At 58.8% G+C, this 24,429-nt stretch carries 17 protein-coding genes and 1 pseudogene; 8 read left to right on the top strand and 10 right to left on the bottom strand.

From position 1 onward, the window contains the following. Window positions 1–35: 35 nt before the first annotated feature. Window positions 36–1,175, bottom strand: coding sequence for an AI-2E family transporter (locus ACFHWW_RS24915; protein ID WP_379941525.1), 1,140 nt, complete (start codon window positions 1,173–1,175; stop codon window positions 36–38). Between the two features lie 425 nt (window positions 1,176–1,600). On the opposite strand from ACFHWW_RS24915, the gene ACFHWW_RS24910 reads away from it, so the two are divergent. The 4 genes and pseudogenes from ACFHWW_RS24910 (at window position 1,601) to ppk2 (ending at window position 4,691) form a co-directional block, all read left to right on the top strand. After that, entirely contained in the window at window positions 1,601–2,104 is a 504-nt protein-coding gene (locus ACFHWW_RS24910) for a hypothetical protein (protein WP_379941456.1), read from the top strand. 3 nt (window positions 2,105–2,107) lie between these two features. Continuing rightward, the gene (locus tag ACFHWW_RS24905) at window positions 2,108–3,337 is read left to right on the top strand and encodes an HlyD family secretion protein (protein ID WP_379941454.1); all 1,230 of its coding nucleotides are present in this window, start codon (window positions 2,108–2,110) and stop codon (window positions 3,335–3,337) included. Window positions 3,338–3,354: 17 nt separating this feature from the next. After that, window positions 3,355–3,699, top strand: a pseudogene (locus ACFHWW_RS24900) (SulP family inorganic anion transporter); the annotation flags it as partial. Window positions 3,700–3,833: 134 nt separating this feature from the next. After that, on the top strand, window positions 3,834–4,691 hold the full coding sequence (gene ppk2 / locus ACFHWW_RS24895; protein ID WP_379941452.1) for a polyphosphate kinase 2: 858 nt from the start codon (window positions 3,834–3,836) through the stop codon (window positions 4,689–4,691). Window positions 4,692–4,835: 144 nt separating this feature from the next. Here the strand turns inward: ppk2 and ACFHWW_RS24890 are convergent, their stop codons facing one another. The 5 genes from ACFHWW_RS24890 to arcA all read right to left on the bottom strand — a co-directional run bounded on the left by ACFHWW_RS24890 (window position 4,836) and on the right by arcA (window position 10,161). Then, a complete protein-coding gene (locus ACFHWW_RS24890; protein WP_275598356.1) occupies window positions 4,836–5,306 on the bottom strand; it encodes a histidine kinase in 471 nt (156 codons plus the stop codon). Window positions 5,307–5,427: 121 nt separating this feature from the next. Further along, on the bottom strand, window positions 5,428–6,921 hold the full coding sequence (locus ACFHWW_RS24885) for a Na+/H+ antiporter NhaC family protein (RefSeq protein WP_379941450.1): 1,494 nt from the start codon (window positions 6,919–6,921) through the stop codon (window positions 5,428–5,430). Between the two features lies 1 nt (window position 6,922). Further along, a complete protein-coding gene (gene arcC, locus ACFHWW_RS24880; protein WP_379941448.1) occupies window positions 6,923–7,885 on the bottom strand; it encodes a carbamate kinase in 963 nt (320 codons plus the stop codon). A gap of 2 nt (window positions 7,886–7,887) precedes the next feature. Further along, window positions 7,888–8,892: an ornithine carbamoyltransferase gene (locus ACFHWW_RS24875; protein WP_379941446.1), complete on the bottom strand. Its 1,005-nt coding sequence runs from the start codon at window positions 8,890–8,892 to the stop codon at window positions 7,888–7,890. Window positions 8,893–8,931: 39 nt separating this feature from the next. Further along, entirely contained in the window at window positions 8,932–10,161 is a 1,230-nt protein-coding gene (arcA, locus tag ACFHWW_RS24870; RefSeq protein WP_379941444.1) for an arginine deiminase, read from the bottom strand. 360 nt (window positions 10,162–10,521) lie between these two features. Here arcA and ACFHWW_RS24865 point away from each other — a divergent pair, with 360 nt between their 5' ends. From ACFHWW_RS24865 to ACFHWW_RS24850, 4 genes are all read left to right on the top strand, one after another. After that, window positions 10,522–10,782, top strand: a complete 261-nt coding sequence (locus ACFHWW_RS24865; RefSeq protein WP_379941442.1) for a hypothetical protein — start codon at window positions 10,522–10,524, stop codon at window positions 10,780–10,782. 72 nt (window positions 10,783–10,854) lie between these two features. Then, on the top strand, window positions 10,855–12,237 hold the full coding sequence (locus ACFHWW_RS24860) for a DUF3300 domain-containing protein (RefSeq protein ID WP_379941440.1): 1,383 nt from the start codon (window positions 10,855–10,857) through the stop codon (window positions 12,235–12,237). Window positions 12,238–12,257: 20 nt separating this feature from the next. Then, window positions 12,258–13,208, top strand: coding sequence for a DUF2950 domain-containing protein (locus ACFHWW_RS24855; protein ID WP_379941438.1), 951 nt, complete (start codon window positions 12,258–12,260; stop codon window positions 13,206–13,208). Between the two features lie 137 nt (window positions 13,209–13,345). Next, complete coding sequence (locus ACFHWW_RS24850) at window positions 13,346–13,930, top strand: CYTH domain-containing protein (protein WP_379941436.1); 585 nt, start codon at window positions 13,346–13,348, stop codon at window positions 13,928–13,930. Between the two features lie 376 nt (window positions 13,931–14,306). Here the strand turns inward: ACFHWW_RS24850 and eutB are convergent, their stop codons facing one another. From eutB to ACFHWW_RS24830, 4 genes are all read right to left on the bottom strand, one after another. Next, on the bottom strand, window positions 14,307–16,661 hold the full coding sequence (eutB, locus tag ACFHWW_RS24845; protein WP_379941434.1) for an ethanolamine ammonia-lyase subunit EutB: 2,355 nt from the start codon (window positions 16,659–16,661) through the stop codon (window positions 14,307–14,309). A gap of 64 nt (window positions 16,662–16,725) precedes the next feature. After that, window positions 16,726–18,045: a glucoamylase family protein gene (locus tag ACFHWW_RS24840; RefSeq protein WP_379941432.1), complete on the bottom strand. Its 1,320-nt coding sequence runs from the start codon at window positions 18,043–18,045 to the stop codon at window positions 16,726–16,728. Window positions 18,046–18,047: 2 nt separating this feature from the next. Further along, a complete protein-coding gene (locus tag ACFHWW_RS24835; protein WP_379941430.1) occupies window positions 18,048–21,920 on the bottom strand; it encodes a GH36-type glycosyl hydrolase domain-containing protein in 3,873 nt (1,290 codons plus the stop codon). A gap of 42 nt (window positions 21,921–21,962) precedes the next feature. After that, the gene (locus tag ACFHWW_RS24830) at window positions 21,963–24,425 is read right to left on the bottom strand and encodes a phosphoketolase (RefSeq protein ID WP_379941428.1); all 2,463 of its coding nucleotides are present in this window, start codon (window positions 24,423–24,425) and stop codon (window positions 21,963–21,965) included. Window positions 24,426–24,429: the final 4 nt, after the last annotated feature.

Here is a 24,429-nt window from a genome sequence, read left to right as displayed (position 1 = left end):
AGTTGCAGGAAAGACAGCAGATTGTTGGCACATGCTCATGTTGCACGCGGCAATTTCGAAGCCGAGGGCATTGTCTTTTCCGCCGCCGTATCCGGACGCATCCAGATCATGAGCAAGTCGTGGAACACACTGAGGATAATCGGACCCAAGAAAAGGCCGATCAAGCCATAGGAAAGCGTACCCCCTAGTACCCCTAGCAATATGACAAGAGTCGGGGTTGAAAGGCCGCGCGCCACGAGGATCGGCTTCATGACGTTGTCGATGATGAGAAGAGGCATGAGCAAAAGTGTCAGCAGCAGCGCTGGACCGAAGTCCAGCTGCAACCAGGCCCAGATCATAACTGGCAGCAACGCCAGAGCAGGCCCGATCTGGACAATGCAGAGAATGAGGACCATAAAGGCGATTGCACCGGGTGCGGGAACCTTGAAGAGATGTAGCACAATCGCGCAGAGAAAGGCCTGCAGCAACGCGACGCCGATTATGCCGCGGGCTACGTTGCGGATTGTTGCAACCGCCAGGCGCACGAAGCCAATGCCTCTGTTCCCACCCACTTTGTCGGCGAGGCTTTCCGCTGTCTCCGCGAGACGCGCCCCTGACCTGAAGAGAAATCCAGCAACAAGGACGGAAACCACGAAACCAAGCAAATCGATGCCGATGCTTGCGAGCTTGCCCAGAACCTGGCTCCCCGCCTGCAGCAGCGACGGCTCGAAGTGCCTCAGAGCGGCCTCAAGGTTGTCCGATGCCATGCTCCAGCCAGCATGAATGCGTTCGCCGACCAGTGGCCAATGCCGTATACTTTCCGGCGGTACTGGTACCAGCAGCGAACCATCGTCCAGCCTTCCAAGCGCCGCCTGAACTCCGTCCGCAAAGCTGACAGCTATGGCCGCAAGCGGGCCGACGATGATGACCAGACAGATCAGCGTGATAAGGGCCGCCGCTAAACGAAACCGCTGTCCTAGCATGACTGCGAGAGCAAAGTAGGCCGGGTAAAGAGCGACGGCAAGGATCGCAGCCCAGATAAGAATGATCGCAAACGGGGCTACTAAAGTCAGGGACCAATAGGCGAACAGTCCGACGATGCCGATCCGCGCGATCTCCGTAATCTTCGCCTCGATCGATGGTCGACCGACCGAGTCGTCCCGGACCGGGCTCGTTCGGGATGGATCCCTATCCATTCTCGCGCCCTCGTTGGAAGAGCAGAAAAGAGCGATCCGGCGAGCGGCCGCTGTTCGCGCCTCGTTGCAATTCAACTTGAGCGGTCGGATGTACAAAGTGCTTCCGCCCCTCGCCCGACCGATTCGATCGATGCTACGCCCCCTGCGGCCGAGTTGCAGTAATATACCGTAGCATACGTCATGCGAATGTTTTGCAACTGGATGCCACTGTCTAGAACTAGATGGAGGTGATATGCACTATAGTGGGGTGGTAACAGGCCGAGCGTCACCCTTGACGATTTTGACTGCGATCAATGCCAGCCGCACATTTTCGCGTATCATTATGCTTGTATAATCAAAACGATGGATCTCTCTGCCTGCTTTGGCTTTGAGCGTTCGCCGCAGCAATTGAGTTCTTGCCGGCTCGGAAGAAGGGAAGCGCAGAGATGGAAGACTCCTTGCACCCGGCTGCAACCAGTCATTTGCCACCATTCATCACCGCGCCGGGGGAGACGGACGTCCTTTTCAATGTGATGATCGTGTTCGTGCTGCTCATGGTCTTTCTAGTCGGCATTCTGTATTTACGGCTGCACGCACTGCCCGAGCACATGGCGCACGGCGCAAGTAAGACGCAGTTGCAGATCATCGGCGCGTTGGGGCTGATTGCACTCTTCACTCACAATCACCTATTTTGGATCGCCGCGCTGTTGCTTGCCATGGTCGAGTTTCCGGACTTTGCCTCCCCTGTACGGTCGATCGCCCGCTCGCTCGCCAAAATAGCACGCCGGGAAGCCCGCGAAGATAGGGACGCGCGCGAGCCGCGAGAAAGAGCGGCGGCGCCCGAGCCTCAGCCGAAAGCTCCCCCTTCGGAGTCGATGAGCGAGCCACAATGGGTGCCGCTCGAAATCGCGCCGGTGATCCACGACGACAAGATCGAGCGGAGGGGGTGAGCCATGCTGGAGTTCCTGATTTGCTCGCTGCTCACCATCTTCCCTGACTATCTTTTCCGCCGTTATGTGCAGGGCAAGCGCATCGGCCACGAAATCAATCTTTATTCGATGTGGTTCGAGCTTCGTTACGGCATCACCGCCTGCGTGATCCTCACCGTATCGCTGATAACAATGATCTTCTACTTTCATCCGTCGACCAGCAACGTTACCGCTATCTTCCGCACAATCACCATCCTGCCGGAGTCGAACGGCCGGGTGGCAGAGGTCTATGTCGCCACCAACGAGAAGGTGGCGGCCGGCGCTCCGCTCTTCCGTCTCGACAACAGTGAGCAGCAGGCAGCTCTCGAAACTGCACGGCGGCGCGTGACGGAAATTGAAGCCGAAACGACCGTGGCGAGAAGTGAGCTCGCCTCCGCCGACGGCTTGATCGCTCAGGCGGAGGGGGCCTACCTCCAGGCGCTGAACGAGCTCGAGACGCAGGTCGAATTGAACGAGCGCAACCCCAACATCGTGGCGAGACGCGAAATAGAGCGGTTGCAGGTCGCCGCCGACGGTCGCAAGGGCGCGCTTGCTGCGGCTGTTTCAAGCAAGCAGACGCTCGAGACGAAGATTGCCTCCCTCCTGCCGGCGCAAAAGGCAAGCGCCGAAGCGGCGCTTGCCCAAGCTCAGGTGGAACTGGACAAAACGACCGTACGCGCCGGCGTGGCTGGCACCGTTCAGCAATTTACCCTTCGTGCCGGCGACATCGTCAATCCGATGATTCGCTCGGCCGGCATCCTGGTGCCTGACGGACGGCGTATCGGCCTAATCGCCGGTTTCGGCCAGATAGAGGCCCAGGTGATGAAGGCAGGAATGATCGCGGAAGCAACCTGCATCGGGAAGCCTTTCACTATCATCCCGATGGTGGTCACCGAAGTCCAGGAAGTGATTGCCGCCGGCCAATTCCGCCCGACGGATCAGCTTGTCGATGCGCAGCAGTTGGCACGCCCCGGTACCCTGACGACGTACCTCGAGCCGCTCTATGAAGGCCAGCTTTCCGGCATCCCGCCCGGCAGTAGCTGCATTGCCAATGCCTACACGAGTAATCACGAAGAGCTGCATACTCCAGGGATAAGCACTACCCGCTGGCTGTACCTGCATGTCATCGACGCCGTCGGGCTCGTACATGCGGCCATCCTCCGGCTGCAGGCCCTGCTCTTGCCCGTCCAAACGCTGGTCTTGACCGGGCATTGACGCTGGGGGCTGGTCGGATGCGTCTGTTTCTCCCCCGACCCGCCTTCATTACACAGCTCGATAACTATCAGGAGGGCTGCCTGCGCAGTGACATCTATGCCGGGCTTGCCATTGCCGCCGTCGGTCTGCCAAGCACCATCGCTTATCCGGCAATAGCTGGTCTTCCTCCCGAGAGCGGCTTCTATGCCAGTATCACTCCGCTGATAGCCTACGCGCTTTTCGGCCCCTCACGGCAACTCATCGTCGGACCGGATGTGGCGACGATGACCATGCTCGCCGCGGTCCTCCCGCAGTGTTTGCCACGCCAGGCTGTCAGCTTCGGCTCGGGTGCCCGCGCCATGCTCGAACGTGCCGGCGTCATTGACAAGATCGGCCGAACGATGATTTTCGAGGGAATGGAGGACGCGCTCCTCGCCTTTGAACCTTGGTGCTGCCGCTTAGGGCCCGACTTCAGGGATAATTGTTCCGAAAGCAACCAAGAGTAACGGAGGGAAGGATGGGCAAACACAAGGACAACAAAAAGAGGAACAACCACTGGAACCCGGAGAATAACGAGCCGAGCGAGACGCAAGAGGCCCAGAGGCGGTTGAATGGTGACTACGCCAAGGAGCTCGCGCGCTTGCAGGAGGAGATCGCCCATCTCCAAGCCTGGGTGAAAAGGACCGGTGCCCGCATCGTCATTGTGTTCGAGGGGCGCGACGCCGCCGGCAAAGGCGGCGTGATCAAACGGATCACCGAGCGCGTCAGCCCGCGCGTCTTCCGCGTCGTCGCATTGCCGGCGCCGACCGACAGGGAGAAGACGCAGATCTATATGCAGCGTTATATTCAGCAGCTTCCGGCGGCCGGCGAAGTCGTGATCTTCGATCGCTCCTGGTACAACAGACCCGGTGTCGAGCGCGTCATGGGCTTCTGCAGCGAGGAGAAGGCCAAGCGGTTCCTTGAATTAGCACCTCGGTTCGAGGCGGCGATGATCGAGAGCGGCATCGTCCTGCTCAAATACTTTCTGGATGTCAGCGAGGAGGAGCAGGAGCGCCGCTTCCGCCAGCGTATCAACGATCCGCTGCGCCAGTGGAAGCTCAGCCCTATGGACATTGAATCCTATCGCCGCTGGTGGGATTTTACCCGTGCCTATGACGAGATGATCCGCATGACCGACACCGATTATGCCCCCTGGTGGATCGTCCCTTCTAACGACAAGAAGCGGGCGCGTATCAACTGCATCGCGCACATTCTTTCATCGATCCCCTATGAACGGGTGAAGTTCGAGGAACCTGATCTCGGGAAGCGCCAGAAACGGCCCGATAGCTTCGTCCAAGATACCAGAATCCGCCGGACAGTGCCGAGCGTTTTCTGAATGCAACCCCGCTTTGCCGGGGTCACTTTCTGAAGGATAGTTGCAGCGGTCCAGTCAAGCGTCGGCTTGGCGCGAAGAGGCGGCTTCGGTCCTGTGAAGTGCCGGACCCGCACTCTTGAAGGGCGTGGAGCGTAGGGCTGCGACTCAGACCTTGTCTGGAGCCCAGTTCAAAAAGAAGCCTACGTCACCGGGGATGCCGTCGGGGAAGCTAATGATCATCGCCTTCAGCTTGTAACCCTGCGGCTTGCCGTAGGTCTGATACCGCTCGAAGAACTCTTTAGCTTTGCCTTGGAGCGTCTGTGGCCAATCTCGATCGCCACTATTGATCGCACGACCGCTGTCGGTGCAGAGTGCGGAGGGGAAACTATAGACCATCGCTTCGAATTTGCCGTCCTTGACCGCGTTCGCAACCAAGCGGCGCACCATTGCGATCTCTGCGTCAGTGACATGCTTCTTGAGGAATTCCTCAGCGAATTCGGCGTGTTTATGCTCCTCCAGCGCCTTTAGCTTTCGCTCCTTGTCCATTTCCTCCATCTCGCGCTTGAGGACCTGCAGGCGAAGCTCCTCTGCGCTTGGGGGTCTCGTATCCGCATTCAAGTCTTTCTGTTCCGGCATCGCGTTTCTCCATTTCAAGTCCAGAGGACAAAAGAGTTTGTAATCATAGGAAACATGGCTGCATGTTTTGCATCAACTCGCGCTGTTTTCACGTTGCCTGCGCTGTGCTCGAGCATCCGGATTATGCAGGCGCGGGGCTTGTCTGCCTGGCCTCTGGCACCTTCGCCCTCACTATACGCCAGCCAAGAAACCCAAAGGCGACGGCGAGTAATGGGCTCAAAATATTGAAGAAGCAAAACCCAGCGTAAGCGGCAGTTGGGATACCAAGAGTCGCGGCCATGTACGCGCCGCAACTGTTCCACGGCACAAGTGGCGACGTGACGGTCGCCGAGTCTCCCACCACTCGCGAAAGCATGACGGGCGCCAAACCGCGTGAGGCGAATGTTGGACCAAACACTCTTCCTGGGATGGCGACTGATATATACTGATCGGATGTTATCAGATTCGAAAGGATTGACGTGCCCACGACGGTCGAGATGAGTCCGGCAGCCGACTTGGTTCGCGCGACCAAAGGCTCGACCAGTCGCTTCAGCAAGCCCGCGTACTCCACCACTGCGCCAAACGCCAAGGCCGTGATGATGAGCCAGACCGTGTTCATCATGCTGGACATGCCCCCACGCGTCAGAATGAGGTCGATGGACTTCTCGCCGGTCGTCGAGATGTAGCCATTGGCGAGTGCCGACCAGGCGCCCTTGAACAATGCAAGCCCCAAAGGCAGGTCAGGCGCGGCGGCAAAGGTCGCGACGTTCTCCGGGTCATGCAGGACAGCGACAAGGGCACCCGCGAGCGCGCCCGCGAAGATCGCGACGAAAGGTGGCAATCGGAATAAGGAGAACAGAAAGACCAGCAACAGAGGGAGAAAGGACCATAGCGACACACTGACTGTGCCATCGATCTTGGCGAGCGCTCCTGTGGCGTCGAAATCGGTGGGCTGTCCGAGGAGCGCGAAGAGAAGCAATGAGATTAGAAGGGCAGGTATCGAGGTCCAGAGTGACTCGCGGATGTGGCCGTAGATGTCGGAACCAGCCGTTGCAGTCGCAAGGTTCACCGTGTCCGAAAGCGGTGAGGCCTTGTCGCCGAAATACGCTCCCGAAATCACGGCTCCTGCAGTGATCGCGGGCGACAGTCCCATATTGGCCGCCACGCCCATCAGTCCAATGCCGATCGTCCCGGCGACTGTCCAGGAACTGCCGATGCTAAACGCAACCACAGCGCAGACAAGCGCGGCCGTCGCGTAGAAGTAGGTCGGATTGAGCAGCTTGATCCCAAAATAGACCATCGATACGATGGTGCCGCTCATCGCCCAGGTGCCTATGAGCGCCCCAACGGCGAGAAGGATGAGTATTGCCGGCAGTCCGGCTGCGATCCCCTCGGTCACCGCCTGACGAATGCCGGCCCATGGCAACCCGTTCTTGTAGGCAACCGACGCGGCAACAATGCCGCAGAACAGCAAGGCGACCTGATTGGGACCGGATGACGCATCGTTGCCGAACAGTACGAAGGAAAACGACAGAAGGATTACGAGCGCGATACAGGGTATGAGTGCGTCGACCAATGACGGCGCAGTTGGGCCGCCTTGCGGGGCCGCGGAGTCGTCGTGGACGATGTCGTTCATTTTAGCTCCCAATGGACGCCATGTTCCGTTCATGCCACGTGATGTCGGGGAAACTCGGGCTGATGATGGTGCCCCGCTCGCCTTTGAGAATTGCGCCAATGTCCTGCAGTGCGCCAATCGCGGCGGTCTGCCCGGTTTGCCTGGCGAAATGGCAGGCGGCTTCCACCTTCGGACCCATAGAACCCGCTGGAAAAGAATAGGCTCCAAGCTTCTCCGGATTCGTCTTAAATATCGCCTTCTGCTCGGCTGTTCCCCAGTCGGTGAACACGGCTTCCGCGTCGGTCGCCATTATGAGCAGATCCGCCGAGAGCTCGCGTGCAAGCAGCGCTGAGCAAAGGTCCTTGTCGATGACCGCCTCGACGCCCCCGAGCACCCGCTCCTTGTCTCGTTCGTACATGGTTGGGATACCGCCGCCCCCGGCGCAGATCACGATCGTTCCCTGGTCGAGCAGCCAACGTATCGGGCGAATCTCGAAAATCCGCCTGGGAATAGGAGATGGAACCACCCGGCGCCATTTGTTGCCGTCCTGCTTGAAGACCCAACCTTTTTCCTGATGGATTTTTGCTGCCTCCTCCGCATCATATACAGGGCCGACGAACTTCGTTGGATTCTGAAACGCCGGGTCGCTGCCCTCGACCTCGACCATCGTCAGCAATGTGGCAAGCGGCTGTTCGAACGGAAGACGATTGCCAAGCTCCTGCTCGAGCATGTAGCCGATCATACCCTCGGTTTCTGCACCGAGCACATCAAGCGGATATGCCTCGTCCGGTTTGTAGGCTGCACCCTGGAGGGCAAGGAGTCCCACTTGGGGTCCGTTGCCATGGGTGATCACGATCTGGTGCTCGGCAGCAATTGGAGCGATTGCGTCGGCTGCGATCTTGATGTTACGGCGCTGCACATCCGCGGTCATCGGCTCCCCCCGTTTGAGGAGGGCATTGCCGCCTAATGCGATGACGACACGCATGCTCAATCTCCCAGCGTTGCGACAAGCAGGGCCTTGATCGTGTGCAACCGGTTCTCCGCCTGCTCGAACGCGATGTTCGCTTCGGACTCGAAGACGTCGTCGGTCACCTCGAGACCGTTGTCCATTCCGTAGTCGCTGGCGATTTGCTTCCCGAGCGTTGTCTCGGTATCGTGAAAGGCCGGCAGGCAATGCATGAACTTGACCTGCGCGTTTCCGCTCGCCCTCATCAAATCCGCATTGACCTGGTACGGCGTCAGCAACTGGATTCGCTCTTTCCAGACTTCTTTCGGTTCGCCCATCGATACCCACACGTCGGTGTGAATGAAATCGGCGCCCTGTACCGCGGCCTCGGGTTCGTCGGTGACTGTCAGCCGCGCTCCCGATTTTTCTTTAAGTTTCTCGGCGATGCTTCGATATTCTTCTGAGGGCCAAAGTGACCGAGGGCCACATATCCGCACGTCCATTCCAAGCAGACAGCCCACAATCAGCAACGAATGCCCCATGTTCGACCTTGTATCGCCCACATAGGCATACTTGATGTCGGCGATGGGCTTGTCCGCATGTTCACGCATGGTCATCACATCGGCGATCATCTGCGTCGGATGATATTCGTCGGTTAGGCCGTTATAAACCGGCACCCCCGCGTATCGGGCGAGCGTCTCCACACCGTGCTGGGAAGCGCCGCGGTATTCTATGGCGTCATACATGCGCCCGAGGACGCGCGCCGTATCCTTGAACGATTCCTTGTGACCGATCTGCGAACCAGCAGGATCCAGGTATGTAACGTTGGCACCTTGATCGGAGCAGGCAACTTCAAAGGCGCATCTGGTACGGGTCGACGTCTTTTCGAAGATGAGACAGATTTCCTTCCCCTCCAGGTGCTTTTGCTCCGTTCGCGCATATTTCGCACGCTTCAGATCGCGCGCGAGATCAAGGAGGTAACGAAACTCGCGCGGTGTATAGTCCTGCACCGTCAGAAGCGAGCGATTGCGAAGATTGAAACTCATGATGCTGCTCCATTGCCAAAAGTCAGAATGTGGAATTCGTCAATTTGCCGGCTCTCGCCAGATGGGACATGTCATGCAATGGCCGCCGCCTCGCCCTCGCCCCAGCTCGGCACCGCGGATCGTGATGACTTCGATGCCGGCCTTCCTCAGAAGCGTGTTCGTGTGCGTGTTGCGGTCATAGGCGACGACCACTCCTGGCTCGAGCGCAACGACATTGTTGCCGTCGTCCCATTGCTCTCGCTCCGCCTCGTAGGCATTGCCGCCGGTGGCGACAGTTCTTAGCTTCCGGATGCCCAGAGCCTCGCTGACGACTTCGAGCATCGGACGGTCTTCGGCGCGCACCTCGAAATTGCCGTCGTCATCGACGGGGTACAGGCTATAGCAGCGGATCTGGTCCACCACGTCGGCGAAAAGCGTCACGACGTCACGGTCGCAGAAACTGAATACCGTATCGAGATGCATCGCGGCCCGACTCTTCGGCATCAGGCAGCCGATGACCCGGGTTGCTGCCTTATTCATGAAGAGGGCCTTTGCCAATTGCCCGACCGCCTGGTAGGTCGTCCGCTCCCCCATTCCGACGAGCACGGTGCCATTGCCAATTGGCATAACGTCCCCGCCCTCCATCGTCGCATTGGCAAACTGCTCGTCCGAGTCGCCCCACCAGATGTGGAAGTCGCCTCCCTTGAACGTCGGATGAAACTTATAGATCGCCCGCTGCACCAGCGTTTCGGCACGGCGCGCGGGCCAGAACATCGGATTGCACGTCACGCCGCTATAGATCCAGCAGGATGGATCGCGCTGGAAAAGCGTGTTTGGAATGGGCGGGATAACGAATTCCAGTCCCCCGAAGGCGCCAACCATCAGCTTCTTGCCCCTGCCCTCGGGAAGGTCCGCGATGGCAATTCCGCCGATGAGGTAAGCGGCGAGCTGTTTCGTATCCATCTCGTCGAGCCACGGGCGCATCGCCTCGGCAATCTGGGAGCCCATAACATTGGGCGTTATCCGACGATCGAGGACGAACTTGCGCGCATCCGCATCCGCGAGGGTCTCGGCCAGGAGATCATGGAGTTCGAAGACCTCGACTCCTCTTTCCTGCATCTTCAGAACGAAATCGAAATGATCCTTCTGAGCTTCGTGAACCCAGATGACATCATCGAACAAAAGGTCGTGGCAATTGGCCGGGGTTAGTCGTTGATGCGCCAAGGATGGTCTGCACACCATCACGGTTCTGAGCTTACCGACTTCCGAATGAACCCCAAAGTTGCGCATACGCGTCTCCCCCTTGAACTGGAGCCTTTAGCAACTTGCCCCACCCACGCTCAGAGCGGGCCTATCTTTCCAATCGACCGCAAACAGGCGGAGATCGCGAGCAGTACGACCACTCCGGCGAGCCAGGTTTCGTCGGTAAGACGCGCCCGTTCCACTTCTCGAATTCTAGGAATGGACCGCCGGTGTGTCATTGATTTGAGACAAATGGCGGCCGACCACGCCAGTTTCCGTTCAAAGCTCGGTTGCTGCTCCAGTAAGGGGGGTGGAAGTAATTTTGTCTCATGTTGATTGCGATCAACGACCTGCCCTTCGGTACATAATAAAAAGGAGGTATGGCCTGCAGGCAGGAGGAATTTGACAATGTGCAAGACTCCGAAAAAACGAACGGTGATGATTCTCTTTTCGCTGGTGTTAGGTGCCGCGGCGCCCGCTGGCGCAGACGAGTACTACGAGGGCATCGACATAAACCAGCGCACCATAGACGGTCAGCGAGAGCCGATTAACAAGTACCTCCTCAAGCGCAGAGGCGCGACAGAAACGCCGGATACGGACGCTACGGGTACAATCAACAGACAGGTGAAACCACCTGCCAGGCCTCCTGCAACCAACGCTCAACCATGAGCCAAGTCTGGCGTGACGATATTGGTCGCGCATCGCCAACCCGTTCGTGAAGCTCGGGCCCGGGGGAGGAAAATGAACAAACAGCGGCTTCTCTTTCTTTGCCGCGCCACTGCAGTTGCTCTGGCGCTCCTGACGCCTGGCAGTCTCGCGCTGGCCCAGCAAAGCCCTCCATCGCCTATGCCCGCCGAGGCGGCGCCCGAACCGCTCAGCGACGATGAACTCGAGGTTCTGGTCGCCCGGATCGCGCTTTATCCGGACCAGCTGGTGGCACTGGTCTCGGCCGCTTCGCTTTTCCCTCTGCAAATTATCGAGGCGGAGCGCTTCCTTCAGGCCCAGAAGAAAAACCCCGACCTGAAGCCGAAGGAAAGCTGGGACGGCAGCGTCATCTCGCTTTTGAACTATCCAGAGATCGTCAAGATGATGAGCGAGGACCTCGAATGGACGCAGAGCTTCGGCGACGCGATCGCCAATCAGCAGAAGGATGTGCTGATCGCCATCCAGCAACTGCGCGACGAGGCGGTCGCAAAGGACATCATAAAGACCGACGACAAGATGACAGTGGTCGAAGAGGGTGACAACATCATCATCCAATCGACGAGCCCGGAAACGATTTATGTGCCGCAGTACCCGCCGGAGATGCTCTACGAGCCGGGCTACGCGCCGGTGCCGATTGATTATTACGACGAGCCCTACCCGGCCTATTGGTATCCAGGCGCGGCCTTCTTCGCCGGTGCCGTCACCGGCGCGATCTTCGGCGCCATCGTTGATTGGGACGATTGGGGCGTCTGGGGCGGCGACTGGGACGGCGACATCGACGTCGACTGCAACAAGTGCTTTAACAACATCGATTTTGACGGCAAGCTCAACTTCAACGACATCGACTGGAAAAATGTCGACCGCAGCAAGCTCAGCTTCGACCGCGACCAGCTCAATAAGTTCGACCGGACGAACCTCAAGAACAACATCAAGGCCAAGGGCGACAACAACCTACGTAACCGTGCCGCCGAGATCAACCGGCAGCGGCCACAGGCGCGCCCGGGCAGCGGAGGCGGTCAGCTCAAGGACGTGCGCAAGAGCACGCTCGAGGGACTGAAGGCGCAGCCGAGGCGGGAAGCCGCCGCCCGGCCGGGCGGCGGCAAGGCAACGGCCAAGGCAAAAGCCGGCGGCAACAAGCCGAGCGTCAATCGGCCGAAGGGCAAGAAGCCCTCGGCTAACCGGCCGGCGGGTAAGAAGAAGATGGCCTCGAAGGCGCAGAACCGGCCAAAGAAGCCGTCGGGCCTCGGTAACGTCAATCATGGTCGGCGCGAGGTCGCTTCATCGCGGCGCGGCGGTCATAGCATGGGTGGCGGTCATCGCAGCGGCGGAAGGCCGCAGATGAGCCGCGGTGGCGGGCGGCCTCCGGTGGCCCGTGGCGGCGGTGGCCGCGGTGGCGGACGCGGCGGCGGAAGACGTTGAGCGGGCACGGGAGAATGATCATGAGCAAGCTCTTTCATCCGCTTCTTATTGGACCGGCGATCGCCCTCACGCTCGCGGTCGTACCTATCAATTTAAGCTTCGCGCAGGTTGAGCCGCCGGAAAACATTGAAGACTTCGCCGCGGCCGAGGATCCGCCGGTATTCGATGATCCGGTCAAAGCGGTGGAGGCGTTGAGATCGGCACTTGCCGCCAATGATTTCGACGGCGTCGCCAAGCTGCTTGGTCTCGACGCGGCAAAACTCAGGACCGGCGAAGGGGCAATGGACACCTTCACGCAGATTCGCGAGGGTGCAGCCCGCAATATCCATGTTCGCGATCTGGAGGGCCGCAAGATCATCGAGATCGGCGATCGGCTCTGGCCACTGCCGTTTCCGATCAGCAAGGGCGAGGATGGCAATTGGGCCTTCGACACCTATGTTGGGCTTGAGGAGATCGTCAACCGCCGCGTCGGCGAGAACGAGCTGGAGGCGATTGAGACGGCGCGCGCCTATGTCGAGGCCCAAAAGGATTACGCCAATCAGGATCGCGACGCCGATGGTGTGCTCGAGTATGCCCAGAAGCTGATCAGCAATCCCGGCCAGACCGACGGCCTCTACTGGCCGGCCGATCAAGGCGATGGCGAGAGCCCGGTTGGCGACGCTATCAGCGAGGCAGCTCTGGAGAGGGCCAAGGCAGGTGAAGGCTATTTCGGCTATCGCTACCGCATCCTGACATCCCAGGGCGACAACATCGCAGGCGGCCGATACGACTATGTCATCAACGATAATATGATCGCCGGATTCGGCCTCATCGCCTGGCCGGTCAAATATGCCGAGACAGGCGTCAAGACCTTCGTACTCAACCAGCAGGGTATCGTCTACGAACGGGATCTCGGGCCCAGCACAGAGGAGATCGTGCCGTTCATCGACCGCTTCGATCCCGACGACAAGTGGGCAGTAGTCAACGACTGAGGCTGCCGTGGGCTGAGCGGACCATTTGGGAGGGCAGTTGGCCGGACGACGACACCCTTCTTGTCGCCGACGCAAGCGCGGCGTCAGGCAAAACCTCTCCGAAGCAGGGTATGTTCGCTACGCAGCATAGGCATATGATGGCAATCGAGATCGAGCGCAAGTTCCAGGTCTTAGATGATGGGTGGCGGAGCATTGCTTCTACCGGGACCGCGCTTCGGCAAGCCTATCTGATTGCAACGAAACCCCGGACATTGCGCCTCAGATTAATCGACGCCCAGCGCGCGACTTTGACAGCCAAGTTCCGCAGAGGCCACATCACACGCGAGGAGTATGAATATGCGATACCGTACTCCGACGCGTTGCGGATGTTCGAATTCGCCTTGGGTACTGTAGAGAAGGTGCGATACCAAATTCAATATGCTGATCACCTGTGGCAGGTCGACGTTTATTTCGGCGCAAACTGTGGCCTGATCGTCGCTGAAATAGAGTTGCGAAACTGGTGGGATGATCCCCCGCATCCGAAATGGCTTGGTCCCGAGATCACAGGAAATCCGTTGTACTCAAATCGAGCACTGGCGATGAGACGTCGAGCGTCAGCAATGACCTGCCCGTTGTCCCAGGCTAGCCCGCCAGCCTGCCCACTGAGTGAGCCAGGTCGGAACGAAATCCGCGTCCGAGGAACGCAAAAACTGCGCCTACTTGACAATGGCGACGCTGTATAAAAAGCCGATACGATATGCGAACTGCTTGGGAGCGGGTGCTGACGCTTTTCCTCGAGGCAGACGTTACGCTCCACTGGAGGGGACGATGACCGACGGGAACACCCAGACAATTGAAGAGAGGCTGAGAGCGCCGGTGCATCGACAGCGATCAACAGTTCCTGGCACATCTGAATAAGCAGTCCCAAGCGCCACGCTAAGGTCCCGGCGCAGTAGCCATCATAACCACCTGATTGGGGCTCTCGGCGACGGCGGAACGAAAATCTACGGCTTAATCTGAGAGCGTCAGATGATCGTGGCCGAGAAAAAGTGGCAAGATGAAGCGTCGTGCGCGCCTTGAATCGTTCCAATGCCGGCTTAGTGCCTACTCCTTAATTCATCAGTAGCCATGACGCCGGCTGCCATTCACATCTTTGCCGACGATCTCCCGGATAATCGTCAACGTTTCCCTGGCAGCTTCCTTTGGTGCCAAGGCAGTGTCTGCGACATTGCTCACCAGCTTCGTCATGTGGTGGTCGATCTTCTTCTCGGACCATTGCTTGCCCTTGGCGACGGTGATGTAGACCGAGTAGGCGTGGTGAATGGTTCCGGGCCGCTCCCCGATGACATGGAGAATGCCCCTGAAGCTGTTGGGATCCGCATTTTCGAACAGCACTTCACCGATTCGATAGCCGGCCCGCACCCTTCCGCTGGTCACCATGATGTTCTTGTCACTCATCGTGACACCGGCTTCGGCGAGCAACCGGCGCATCTCCTCGAGGTAGGGCGCAAGATGTCCGTCGTCCATGATGGCCTTGGGGTTCAGACCGTCTGAGATGACGATTTGGCCCTTAGGCATGTTGCCTTCCCAAGCATCTCTTATTTGTTGAAGCTGCGCGATTGCATCCGGGCTCAGCGTTTCACCTGTGCTCGGGTGGGCAATGTAATCGTTGCGATCCCTGGATAAGGTACTGACGGGCACGACGTCAGGCAAGGCGGCGATAAACTCCGGGGTGAGCTCCGCCCAGAGAGACTGCTTGGCGTCGTCGTAGAGACTCTTCACCTTGGCCGCGAGGGTTGCATTGAGATCCCAAATATTCTCTCCATGCCCTGTGGCGAGGTCGACACCTCTTGCTTCTACTTCCCGCATCTTCTGGCCGCCCTCGACGTAGATAGCGTCCTTGGAACGTACGTCTCCTTTGGCGAGTCGGTACTGATAATACACCCAGAGTGGATCTCCATAATTGGCTGTGTAGCTGTTGTCTTCGCCAACGATCCCTATACGCTTGTAGAAGTCCCACATCGCATCGTTGACCTTGAAGCCAAATCTTTCTCTGATCCGCACGTGATCCTGGAACGACGTGGTGAGATAGCTCAACATCGGGTCGTTCTTGGTGGGTAGCGCAATCAGGTAAGCGGGATTGGCCGGCATGATCTGATCCTGGCACCAGTCCAGGTCTTCAAGGCTGACCGTCATGTGCAGGGTCGTACAGATATCCAGACCGATAGTAAGTCCATGGAGCTTGCCCATGACCATATCTTCGAGGCAGCATCTGACTAGTTGTTCACGGCTCTTGAAGACCTCCGGCCCGATGAAACCGGCAACATCGTTGATATGCAGCCATGCGCCCCTGGGCTGCACCTTTGCGAGTTCGATCCCCACCGCTCTGCTGAAGCCGTATTTTCGGGACTCGAGCACCATCATGTCGACGCCGTTTTCGGCACCGTTGGTGAATTCCGAGCCCTGCCCGGTTTCGAAGTAAAAGCCGTATCTTTCCCCCTCCTTCGCGCGCGCGTACTTTAAAATTTTCTCATTGGTGATGTCGAAGATCTTGTTGCAATCATCCGTCCCAGCAAGGCTCTGAAACACCGTGGAGACCGTTCCTGGGAAACTGTCGCTTACCTCGGCCTGGACATCGATATGTGCGAGCACGCACCAGGGAATCACTTCACCAAGCCCGAAAGTATCGACGATATCCTTGAGCGCGCGTTCGACGGCAACGACGCTCGCTACAGTACTGTCCACCGGATTAGTGCCTATGACAATGTCCCCGGTTGCATAGGAGAAGGCGTCGAAAACCTGCCAGACGATGTCGTCGGGGTGATCCGTTGGAGAGTTGGGCTGTATCCGGGCGCCCATGTACCCTTTGGCCCCCATCTTGGTGCCCGGCATTACGTTGAAGATCTTTTGGCTGAGGGAGACCAGCTGCTCATTGCTCATCAGTTTCGGGACAAAGCCGATCGTGTCGCTGGTCAGGCCATTCATGATGCCCTTGATGTTTTCCTCCGGTTCGGCCAGAAGAAATTCCTTCAGTTGTCCCATGGTCCAGTCTTTGACCTTTTCGTACCGGGGCTGGTCCGTCGTCTGCCAGATCAATTTTTGCAGATCATCCTCAAACAGCGGGCGCCGGTGGAGGTCTTCGATCTTCGTGTTTGCCAAAAGAGCGCGAGCGTTCTTTCGCGTGGTCTCATCTTCAGCCCCCACGCCAATCGCTCGATCTCCTTCTTTGAACGCGTTCGCAGCGCCGATCACCTGTTGGTAAATCGTCTGATCAAACCCTCCTTTGATCCTGTTGACATAGGCAAAGACGTCCTCGCCTTGCTTGACCTCGTCAATTGCAAAGGCGCCTCCGGCAGGCGCCGCCCGCGCCGTATGGCCATAGCTTGCGAGTGTGGCGGCGGCAGTGCCCGCCATCACGAGGAGATCTCTTCTGGAGATCCCGGCATCCTGATCAGAGAGCAAGCCCTTGTTCATGGCAATTCCTTTCTGCAGAGAAGGTCTAATGATGTCGGCATTCCGCTAATCGCCTTACCCCGCTTCATAACCAGCCACCCGAGAAGCCGGCTCGCCTCAGGCCCACTACCAGCGGCTCGCAACGACGCATGATGTTCCACAGCAACCCGGTTCTGTAGTTTTCGATCATCAGAACGACAGGACCTTGGTCGATACCAAAATGATAGGGGCTGACCCACCACCCGGTTTCGCTGTTTTCCACGGCGTAGGTCTGGTTGAAAGAGGGTTTGAATCCGTAGAGTCGCGTCATGCCGAGATTCATGCGCGCAAAGTTCCAGACAGTCGGGATTACGATCTCCGGCGCAAATGGCAGCGAAGCGAGGACTGCCCACGGGGACACGGTTCCGTCGTCCGGCCCGTATGGTGCGCCGCGGGCGATATAGTCGAAGAACTCCCTGTCGGCGCCGTCGATGTTTCGCTTGGTCCAACCGGGCCCGTCGCTGGCCGTGAACCCCCAGCAGTGCTCGCCATAGCCGACAAAGTTCAAGGGATTGCGTATGGCGTATTCCTGTTGCACGAAGGTCGCATGCCGGCTGTTTTGGAAATAGTCGCTGTTGTGCTCGCGCATGAATGCGTCACGGATGCCGCGGAAATCGATCCACATATGGGAAAGCTGGTGGGTGAACAGCGGTCCCGAATAGAGCAGTTCGCGCCCGTAAAGGTTCCGCCAGTCGTAACTTGCGGTGTAGGCGCCATAGGATTCCGGCGGCAGCGGATGCGTGGGTGAACCGAGGCCAAGAATGTAGAGCAGCAGGCCTTCGTCGTAGCCGCGCCATCGATAGGGTATGAACCCTTTTTCGGGCCACCAGCCATGGGTCAGCGTGAGCCCGTGATCGCAAGCCCAGTTCCAGTCGGCGCGTTCGTAAAGCGCGCTCGCCAGGCGGCGAATCTCGATTTCTTCATCTGCATCCCCTTCGAAATAGGCGGCGACAGTCAGCGCTCCTGCGAAAAGGAAGGCTGAATCGATGGTGGACAATTCGCACTCCCACACGCGTCTGCCGGTTTCGATGTCAAGGAAATGATAGAAGAAGCCTTTGTAGCCGGACGCGTCAGGTTCAGGTCCCTGGGGACACTCCAGGAGACATCTGAGCCGTCGGCGCGCTATTTTCGAGGCGAACTTGCGAATGATGATCCCCCGCTCCACGAGCACGGGGATTGTGGCAAGGGCCATGCCGATCGCGGCAATGCTCGCCGGAGCCTCGGGCTGCGTCTTGTCGCGAACGAGCCCGTTGTCCGGGTTGGTGCAATGCAGATAGTAGAGGAGCGTCGTGAACTGCAACCGAGCGAGATCCTGATCGGTCGGCATCCGGCTTAGGTCAGGATCGGTCGACAGCAATTCCGACATGGCTAGCCGACCGCCAGGCGGACGTCGTGGTCTCGTCCGTCGTCCACGAGTGGAATGCTCCGTCCCGGGAGGTGCTCGCCGTCGAGGGTCAGCGGGCGCGGCCTCTCGCCGGCTTCGCAACCCCTGCTCACTCTGATGTGATAGGTAGCTGTCCCGTACCGGAATTCCACCTCGTACCCGGGCCACTGCGCCGGAATGCACGGCTCGACGAAAAGATGGCTTCCCTCCCGGTGGACGCCAAGAATAGCTTCCAGGCCGATGCGATACAGCCAGGCGGCCGATCCCGTATACCAGGTCCAGCCCCCGCGGCCGGTATGGGGAAACGCACTGTAGACGTCAGCGCTGACGACGTATGGTTCAACCATGTAACGCTCGGAGTCTTCGGGAGAACGTGCATGGTTGATGGGATTGAGCATACTCCAGAGCTCAAAAGCCCGGTCTCCATCCCCTAGCAAGGCAGTGGCCCATACGACCCAGGCGGCGGCATGGGTATACTGCCCTCCATTCTCTCGAATTCCCGGCACATAGCCTTTTATGTAACCCGGCTGCAGCGCCCCCTTGTCGAAGGGTGGATCGAAAAGTTGGATCAGCTTGTCGTCGGGACGAACAAGCCGCTCCCAGACCGCCTGCATTGCCTTGGAAGCCCGTTCGGCATCAGCGGCACCGGAGATCACCGCCCAAGCCTGGGGGATGGCATCGATCTGACACTCATCGTTCAGGCAGGAGCCAAGGGGCGTGCCATCATCGAAATATGCACGCCGATACCAGGAGCCGTCCCAGGCTTGCGTCTCCAACGACGTGCGTAACACCTCGGCGGACTCGCGGCACCATGCCGCCCGTTTCTCGTCGCCAGTCGTTGATGCGATGGTGGCAAACGACCTGAGCACAGTCAGAAAGAACCACCCGTTCCACACGCTCTCGCCTTTACCTCCGGCGCCCACCTTGTTCATGCCGTCGTTCCAGTCCCCCGTTCCCATGAGCGGAAGTCCATGGCTGCCGAGCCGAAAACCCCGATCCAGCGCGCGGCAACAGTGTTCATAAATGGTCCCACTTTCCTCACTAACCCGCGGAACGCCGAAACTCTCCTCCTGGCCTTCGGCTAGCAGCGGCGACTTGATGAAAGGAACCCGCTCGCTCAGAAGCTCGTAATCCCCTGTGACCGAAACGTAGTGCTGGACGACGTAGGGCAGGAAATAGAGGTCATCAGTCATGCGAGTCCGTACCCCGACGCCCGACGGAGGATGCCACCAGTGTTGAACATCACCCTCCGTGAATTGACGCGCAGCGGCTCGAAGGATGTGGGCGCGCGCTTCATCGGGCGCGCAATGCACCAGGGCCGCCACATCTTGGAGTTGGTCCCGAAATCCATATGCGCCGCCTGACTGATAGAAACCCGTTCGCGCCCAGATGCGGCAACAGAGTACCTGATAAAGTAGCCAGCGGTTCATCATGAGGTCAAAGGCCGTTTCCGGCGTTCGAATGGTGACCGAGCTCAGCAGCCGTTCCCATTGGCGAGAGACAATTGCGAGAGAGTTTCGGGCACCCTCTGGTCGGGCATATTCACGGGCGAGCCGGCGGACCTCATCGAGGCTATCTGTTTGACCGAGCACGAAGACAATTTCGACGCTTTCGGAGGCGGGAACCGACGCCTCGACCATGAGCGCAGCGCAGGGGTCGATGAGGGATCCGACGGCGCCGCTGAGATTGGAGCCCTCCAGTCCCACCGGTTGAAACACGGACCCGTGCTTGCCGAGGAACTCGCGCCTGTCGCAGGTAAAAGAACGCAGCGGCGCGCTCGAGGCAACGAATGCCAGCTTTTTGGAAAAATCACTTTCCCAGACGTTCCGCCCAATGATGGCACCCGTTTCGGTGTCAAATTCACATTCCACCCGCCCGGAAGCGTTCTCACGCAACGTACCGAGCACCCATTCCAGGTAATAGGTGGCGGTAAGAGAGCGCATTTCCGTTCCCTCGTTGCGGATGGCAAGGCGGACGATCTTGATCGGTTCCGCGACCGGGACATGCACCGTCATTTCCTGATGCAGAAGCCTGCCAACGCTCTCGTAGCAACTGTAACCCTGCCCATGTCTCACGGTGTTCGTTGAAGATTGCCCCAGAGGCATGCGCGTCGGCGTCCAAAACTCTCCGGTTTGCTCATCGCGCAAGTAGATGATCTCACTGGGGGGATCCGACACCGGATCGTTCGACCAGGGTGTGAGCCTGTTCAATTGGCTGTTGCCCGCCCAGCTATAGCCAAGGCCGCTTTCGCTGGTGAGGCAGCCGAACTCGTGATTGGCTATCACGTTGCACCAGGGCGTTGGCGTCCCTTCCCCGACGCCCGTTGCGATCACATAGTCGCGTCCATCCGGAGAGAATCCGCCGCGACCGTTCCAGAATAGCAAGTCAGTCCGTACCGGCGCGCTTTGCTTCTGAGGAACGTCAGAGAAGTTTGTCTCAGTGTGCTTCGAAGCAGGAAGCTTCACCGTCGACTTCGGCTCCAGCTGATCGGCAAGCGACCCGTGGCTGCAACAAAGGACGACGCGGGCCGCGGCAGCGATGGCATTCGCTGAGGCGCTTGATATATCGGACGCGGACAAGAAATGAACGCCTCCGGAGCCCATAGGCGCGCTCTCCACTTCATCTTTCACCTTGTCGCGTATCTGCATCGTTTCGATCGAGCCGCTCTCCTCGAGCAGGACTAGGTCGAAGGGAAGCCCACGGCTGGTGATGAAGGCGTGAGCGTCGATAACCTCCTCAACGAGAGGGCTTGTGTTCGTCGTGTCGGTGCGCAGCAGCAAAATCGGGAGATCTCCGGATATCCCCGCCGACCACAGGTTCCCCGAGCTCAGCGGCTCTTGGCCGGGGGTGCCACGGTCTTGAAAGCCGGAATCAAAGAATGCCAGGCTTCCTGAGAGTTGGTTGTAGGCGGCTACCTTGTCCGGGGAGAGCTTGGAAGACGCGCGTTCCTTGGCGTAGTTTTCAAGCGCATCTGACAGCGACCGGCCAGCGGCATCGACGTTTGCGAACCGCCTTGCGATGGCGGCTACCTCCACCTCACTGTCCGCCGCGCCCGTCACGAATGCGATACGCTCGGTGCCCGTGGGTTTCAGAAGCACTCTTCTGCGCAGGCTGAAGATGGGGTCGAGCACGGGCCCCGTCGTGGCCCACAGGCCCTTGCCAGGCTTCAGTGCGCTTGGGTTTGACGGCGTCCGTCCTCGGCCAAGAAACCTGTTACGGTCCGTCTCGAACTCGACCGAAGGCTGACCGTCTGCGCTTGATGCGGAAATATGCACGGCCCAAATTGCCTTCTCCGATGCGCTGCGTGGTCGACGGCGGGCGAACAATGCGGAGGTTTCTGCGTCGAACCACGTTTCTACGAAGAGCTTGGCGAAGGCCGGATGTGCACTGTCGGCGCGTCGACCATTAAGGCAGATTTCAGCATAGCTCGTCAGCTCAAGTTCTCTCGCGGTCGTGCCGCTGTTGAACAGTCGAAGCAACCGCACTTCGGCATCGCAATTCGTCGCGACGCAGACCTCCGACCAGATCTCGATGTCCCCTACCGAACAGCAAAACTCGGCGCGGTCGCCGTAGAAGCGGTGGTCGTAAACCGCATTCGCCCGACAAATCGGCTGCGGGCCGATTGTCCAAACCTTTCCATCGCCAAGGTCACGGATGTAGCAGAATTGACCCCAGCAATCTCGGGTGCCATCCTCCCGCCAACGGGTGACATCGAGGCCGCGCCAAGATGCAGAGCCGGCACCAGACTCCGTCAGGAGCAGGCTGTATTGGCCGTTCGAAAGCAGGGCGATGTCGGGGCGCGCGCCGACCGGATGCGCAGCACTGGCGTCTTCAATTTCGTCAATCGATCGGACCATCAGACCGATCCCTCAATCTATGCGGCAGAGTTCCTGTCGCAGCTAGGCATTATCGCCTTCCGTGGAGGTCGCGCCCCGCACTTGCTCCGCGCCCTTGACGCCCCATTGCCAGCCACTGATCGACGGCATGTCGTCGCCATATTTCTCAATATATTCCCGATGCTCGATTAGCTTGGCCTGAATGGCTTGCTTGAAATAGGCAGCCCGTGCACCGAGCTGCGGCAGCCGATCGATCACGTCGCTGACGAGATGGAAGCGATCGAGCTCGTTGAGGACAACCATATCGAATGGCGTCGTCGTCGTGCCCTCTTCCTTGTAGCCGCGCACGTGAAGGTTTCCATGGTTCGTCCGGCGATAGGTCAGCCGGTGTATCAGCCAGGGATAGCCATGAAAGGCAAAGATGATGGGCTTGTTCTTGGTGAAAAGACCATCGAAGTCCCGGTCCGACAAGCCGTGGGGGTGTTCTTCCGCCGGCTGCAGTTTCATCAGGTTGACTACATTGATGACCCGCACCTTCACCTCCGGAAGGTGCTCGCGCAGCAACTGGACGGCAGCCAAGGTTTCGAGGGTTGGGACGTCGCCGCAACAGGCCATGACCACATCAGGCTCGCCACCGCGGTCGTTGCTCGCCCAATCCCAAATGCTAAGGCCCATGCTGCAATGCCGAACGGCTTGCTCCATAGTCAGCCATTGCGGAGCTGGCTGCTTACCGGCAACCACAACGTTGATGTAATTGCGGCTGCGCAGGCAATGGTCGGTCACCGAAATGAGCGTGTTGGCGTCTGGCGGCAGGTAGACGCGAATTACGTCCGCCTTCTTATTCACGACGTGGTCGATGAACCCGGGATCCTGATGGCTGAACCCGTTGTGATCCTGCCGCCAGACATGGGAACTGAGGAAGTAGTTCAGCGAGGCGACCGGCCGGCGCCACGGTATCTCGTTGCACACCTTGAGCCACTTGGCGTGCTGATTGAACATCGAATCTATGATGTGGATGAAGGCTTCATAGCAGGAGAAGAATCCATGGCGGCCCGTCAATAGGTAGCCCTCGAGCCAACCCTGACACTGGTGCTCGCTCAGGACCTCCATGATGCGGCCATCCGGCGAGAGATGATCATCCTCGGGAAAGATCTCGGCCATGTAGCAACGATCGGTGACCTCGAGCACATCCTGCCATCGATTGGAGTTGTTCTCGTCGGGGCTGAACAGGCGGAAGTTCCGGCTGTCCATGTTAAGCTTCATCACGTCCCGCAAGAACTTGCCCATGAGGCGCGCGGCTTCCACCGTCGTCGCTCCGGGGCGTGGAACATCCACCGCATAGTCCCGGAAAGTGGGCATCTTAAGATCGCGCAACAGCAGCCCACCATTGGCGTGAGGGTTGTCGCTCATTCGACGACGTCCGGTCGGCGCCAGCGAAGCCAGCTCCGGCTTTAGCCTCCCATCGTCATCGAAAAGCTCCTCCGGACGGTAACTTTTCATCCATTGCTCGAGGATGAGGATATGCTCCGGTTTGTCCATCTCGCCCATCGGCACCTGGTGCGATCGCCAATAGTCTTCACACTTCTTGCCGTCGATCTCTGGGGGACATGTCCAGCCCTTGGGCGTACGCAAAACAATCATCGGCCACGCGGGTCGTTTCAGATTGCCTCTGGTGCGGGCGTCGTCCCAAATCTCGCGAATTTCGGCGAAGGCAGTATCGAGGACTCCGGCCAATTCCTGGTGAACGTTGTCCGGCTCGTGCCCTTCAACGAAATAAGGCTTGTAACCCATGCCCTCAAAGAATTTTTGCAATTCATCGTGGGGGATGCGGGCGAGGAAACACGGATTGGCGATCTTGTATCCATTCAAGTGCAGGATTGGTAGCACACAGCCGTCCCGTGCCGGATTCAGGAACTTATTGCCTTGCCAACCGGTCGCGAGAGGTCCTGTCTCGGCCTCGCCGTCACCAACGACACATGCGACGATAAGGTCGGGGTTGTCGAATGCCGCTCCGTAGGCGTGGCTCAGAGCATATCCGAGCTCGCCGCCTTCGTGAATGCTCCCTGGGGTTTCTGGGGCGACATGGCTAGGAATGCCGCCGGGAAAGCTGAACTGCTTGAAGAGCCGCTGCATTCCCTCGGTGGTTTGGCCGATGTCCGGATAAAATTCGCTGTACGTCCCCTCCAGATAGGCATGCGCCACCAGGGAGGGCCCACCATGCCCCGGACCGATGACGTAGATCATGTTGAGATCGTCGCGCTTGATGATCCTGTTGAGGTGCACGTACAGCATGTTCAGGCCCGGCGACGTTCCCCAATGACCGAGCAGACGTGGTTTTATGTGCTTACGTTTCAACGGCTCTCGCAGCAGGGGATTGTCGAGCAGGTAGATTTGACCGATCGAAAGATAGTTCGAAGCCCGCCAGTAGGCGTCCATCAGGCGAAGCTCCTCTGAGGACAGCGCGGTCGCTCCGTGTGACTTGCCTGATGTTGTTTCGTTCATCACTGCCGTTTCAACCGAAGTCATCGGA

The organism is Sinorhizobium sp. P24N7, from assembly GCF_042436655.1.
In the GTDB taxonomy this organism is placed as follows: domain Bacteria; phylum Pseudomonadota; class Alphaproteobacteria; order Rhizobiales; family Rhizobiaceae; genus Sinorhizobium; species Sinorhizobium meliloti_A.
This window is presented reverse-complemented; position numbering and strand designations above follow the sequence as displayed.

Excerpts from the sequence above, each read along its gene's own strand:
- ACFHWW_RS24915 (WP_379941525.1), bottom strand. The coding sequence starts at position 1,175 with ATGGATAGGGATCCATCCCGAACGAGCCCGGTCCGGGACGACTCGGTC.
- ACFHWW_RS24910 (WP_379941456.1), top strand. The coding sequence starts at position 1,601 with ATGGAAGACTCCTTGCACCCGGCTGCAACCAGTCATTTGCCACCATTC.
- ACFHWW_RS24905 (WP_379941454.1), top strand. The coding sequence starts at position 2,108 with ATGCTGGAGTTCCTGATTTGCTCGCTGCTCACCATCTTCCCTGACTAT.
- ppk2 (WP_379941452.1), top strand. The coding sequence starts at position 3,834 with ATGGGCAAACACAAGGACAACAAAAAGAGGAACAACCACTGGAACCCG.
- ACFHWW_RS24890 (WP_275598356.1), bottom strand. The coding sequence starts at position 5,306 with ATGCCGGAACAGAAAGACTTGAATGCGGATACGAGACCCCCAAGCGCA.
- ACFHWW_RS24885 (WP_379941450.1), bottom strand. The coding sequence starts at position 6,921 with ATGAACGACATCGTCCACGACGACTCCGCGGCCCCGCAAGGCGGCCCA.
- arcC (WP_379941448.1), bottom strand. The coding sequence starts at position 7,885 with ATGCGTGTCGTCATCGCATTAGGCGGCAATGCCCTCCTCAAACGGGGG.
- ACFHWW_RS24875 (WP_379941446.1), bottom strand. The coding sequence starts at position 8,892 with ATGAGTTTCAATCTTCGCAATCGCTCGCTTCTGACGGTGCAGGACTAT.
- arcA (WP_379941444.1), bottom strand. The coding sequence starts at position 10,161 with ATGCGCAACTTTGGGGTTCATTCGGAAGTCGGTAAGCTCAGAACCGTG.
- ACFHWW_RS24865 (WP_379941442.1), top strand. The coding sequence starts at position 10,522 with ATGTGCAAGACTCCGAAAAAACGAACGGTGATGATTCTCTTTTCGCTG.
- ACFHWW_RS24860 (WP_379941440.1), top strand. The coding sequence starts at position 10,855 with ATGAACAAACAGCGGCTTCTCTTTCTTTGCCGCGCCACTGCAGTTGCT.
- ACFHWW_RS24855 (WP_379941438.1), top strand. The coding sequence starts at position 12,258 with ATGAGCAAGCTCTTTCATCCGCTTCTTATTGGACCGGCGATCGCCCTC.
- ACFHWW_RS24850 (WP_379941436.1), top strand. The coding sequence starts at position 13,346 with ATGGCAATCGAGATCGAGCGCAAGTTCCAGGTCTTAGATGATGGGTGG.
- eutB (WP_379941434.1), bottom strand. The coding sequence starts at position 16,661 with ATGAACAAGGGCTTGCTCTCTGATCAGGATGCCGGGATCTCCAGAAGA.
- ACFHWW_RS24840 (WP_379941432.1), bottom strand. The coding sequence starts at position 18,045 with ATGTCGGAATTGCTGTCGACCGATCCTGACCTAAGCCGGATGCCGACC.
- ACFHWW_RS24835 (WP_379941430.1), bottom strand. The coding sequence starts at position 21,920 with ATGGTCCGATCGATTGACGAAATTGAAGACGCCAGTGCTGCGCATCCG.
- ACFHWW_RS24830 (WP_379941428.1), bottom strand. The coding sequence starts at position 24,425 with ATGACTTCGGTTGAAACGGCAGTGATGAACGAAACAACATCAGGCAAG.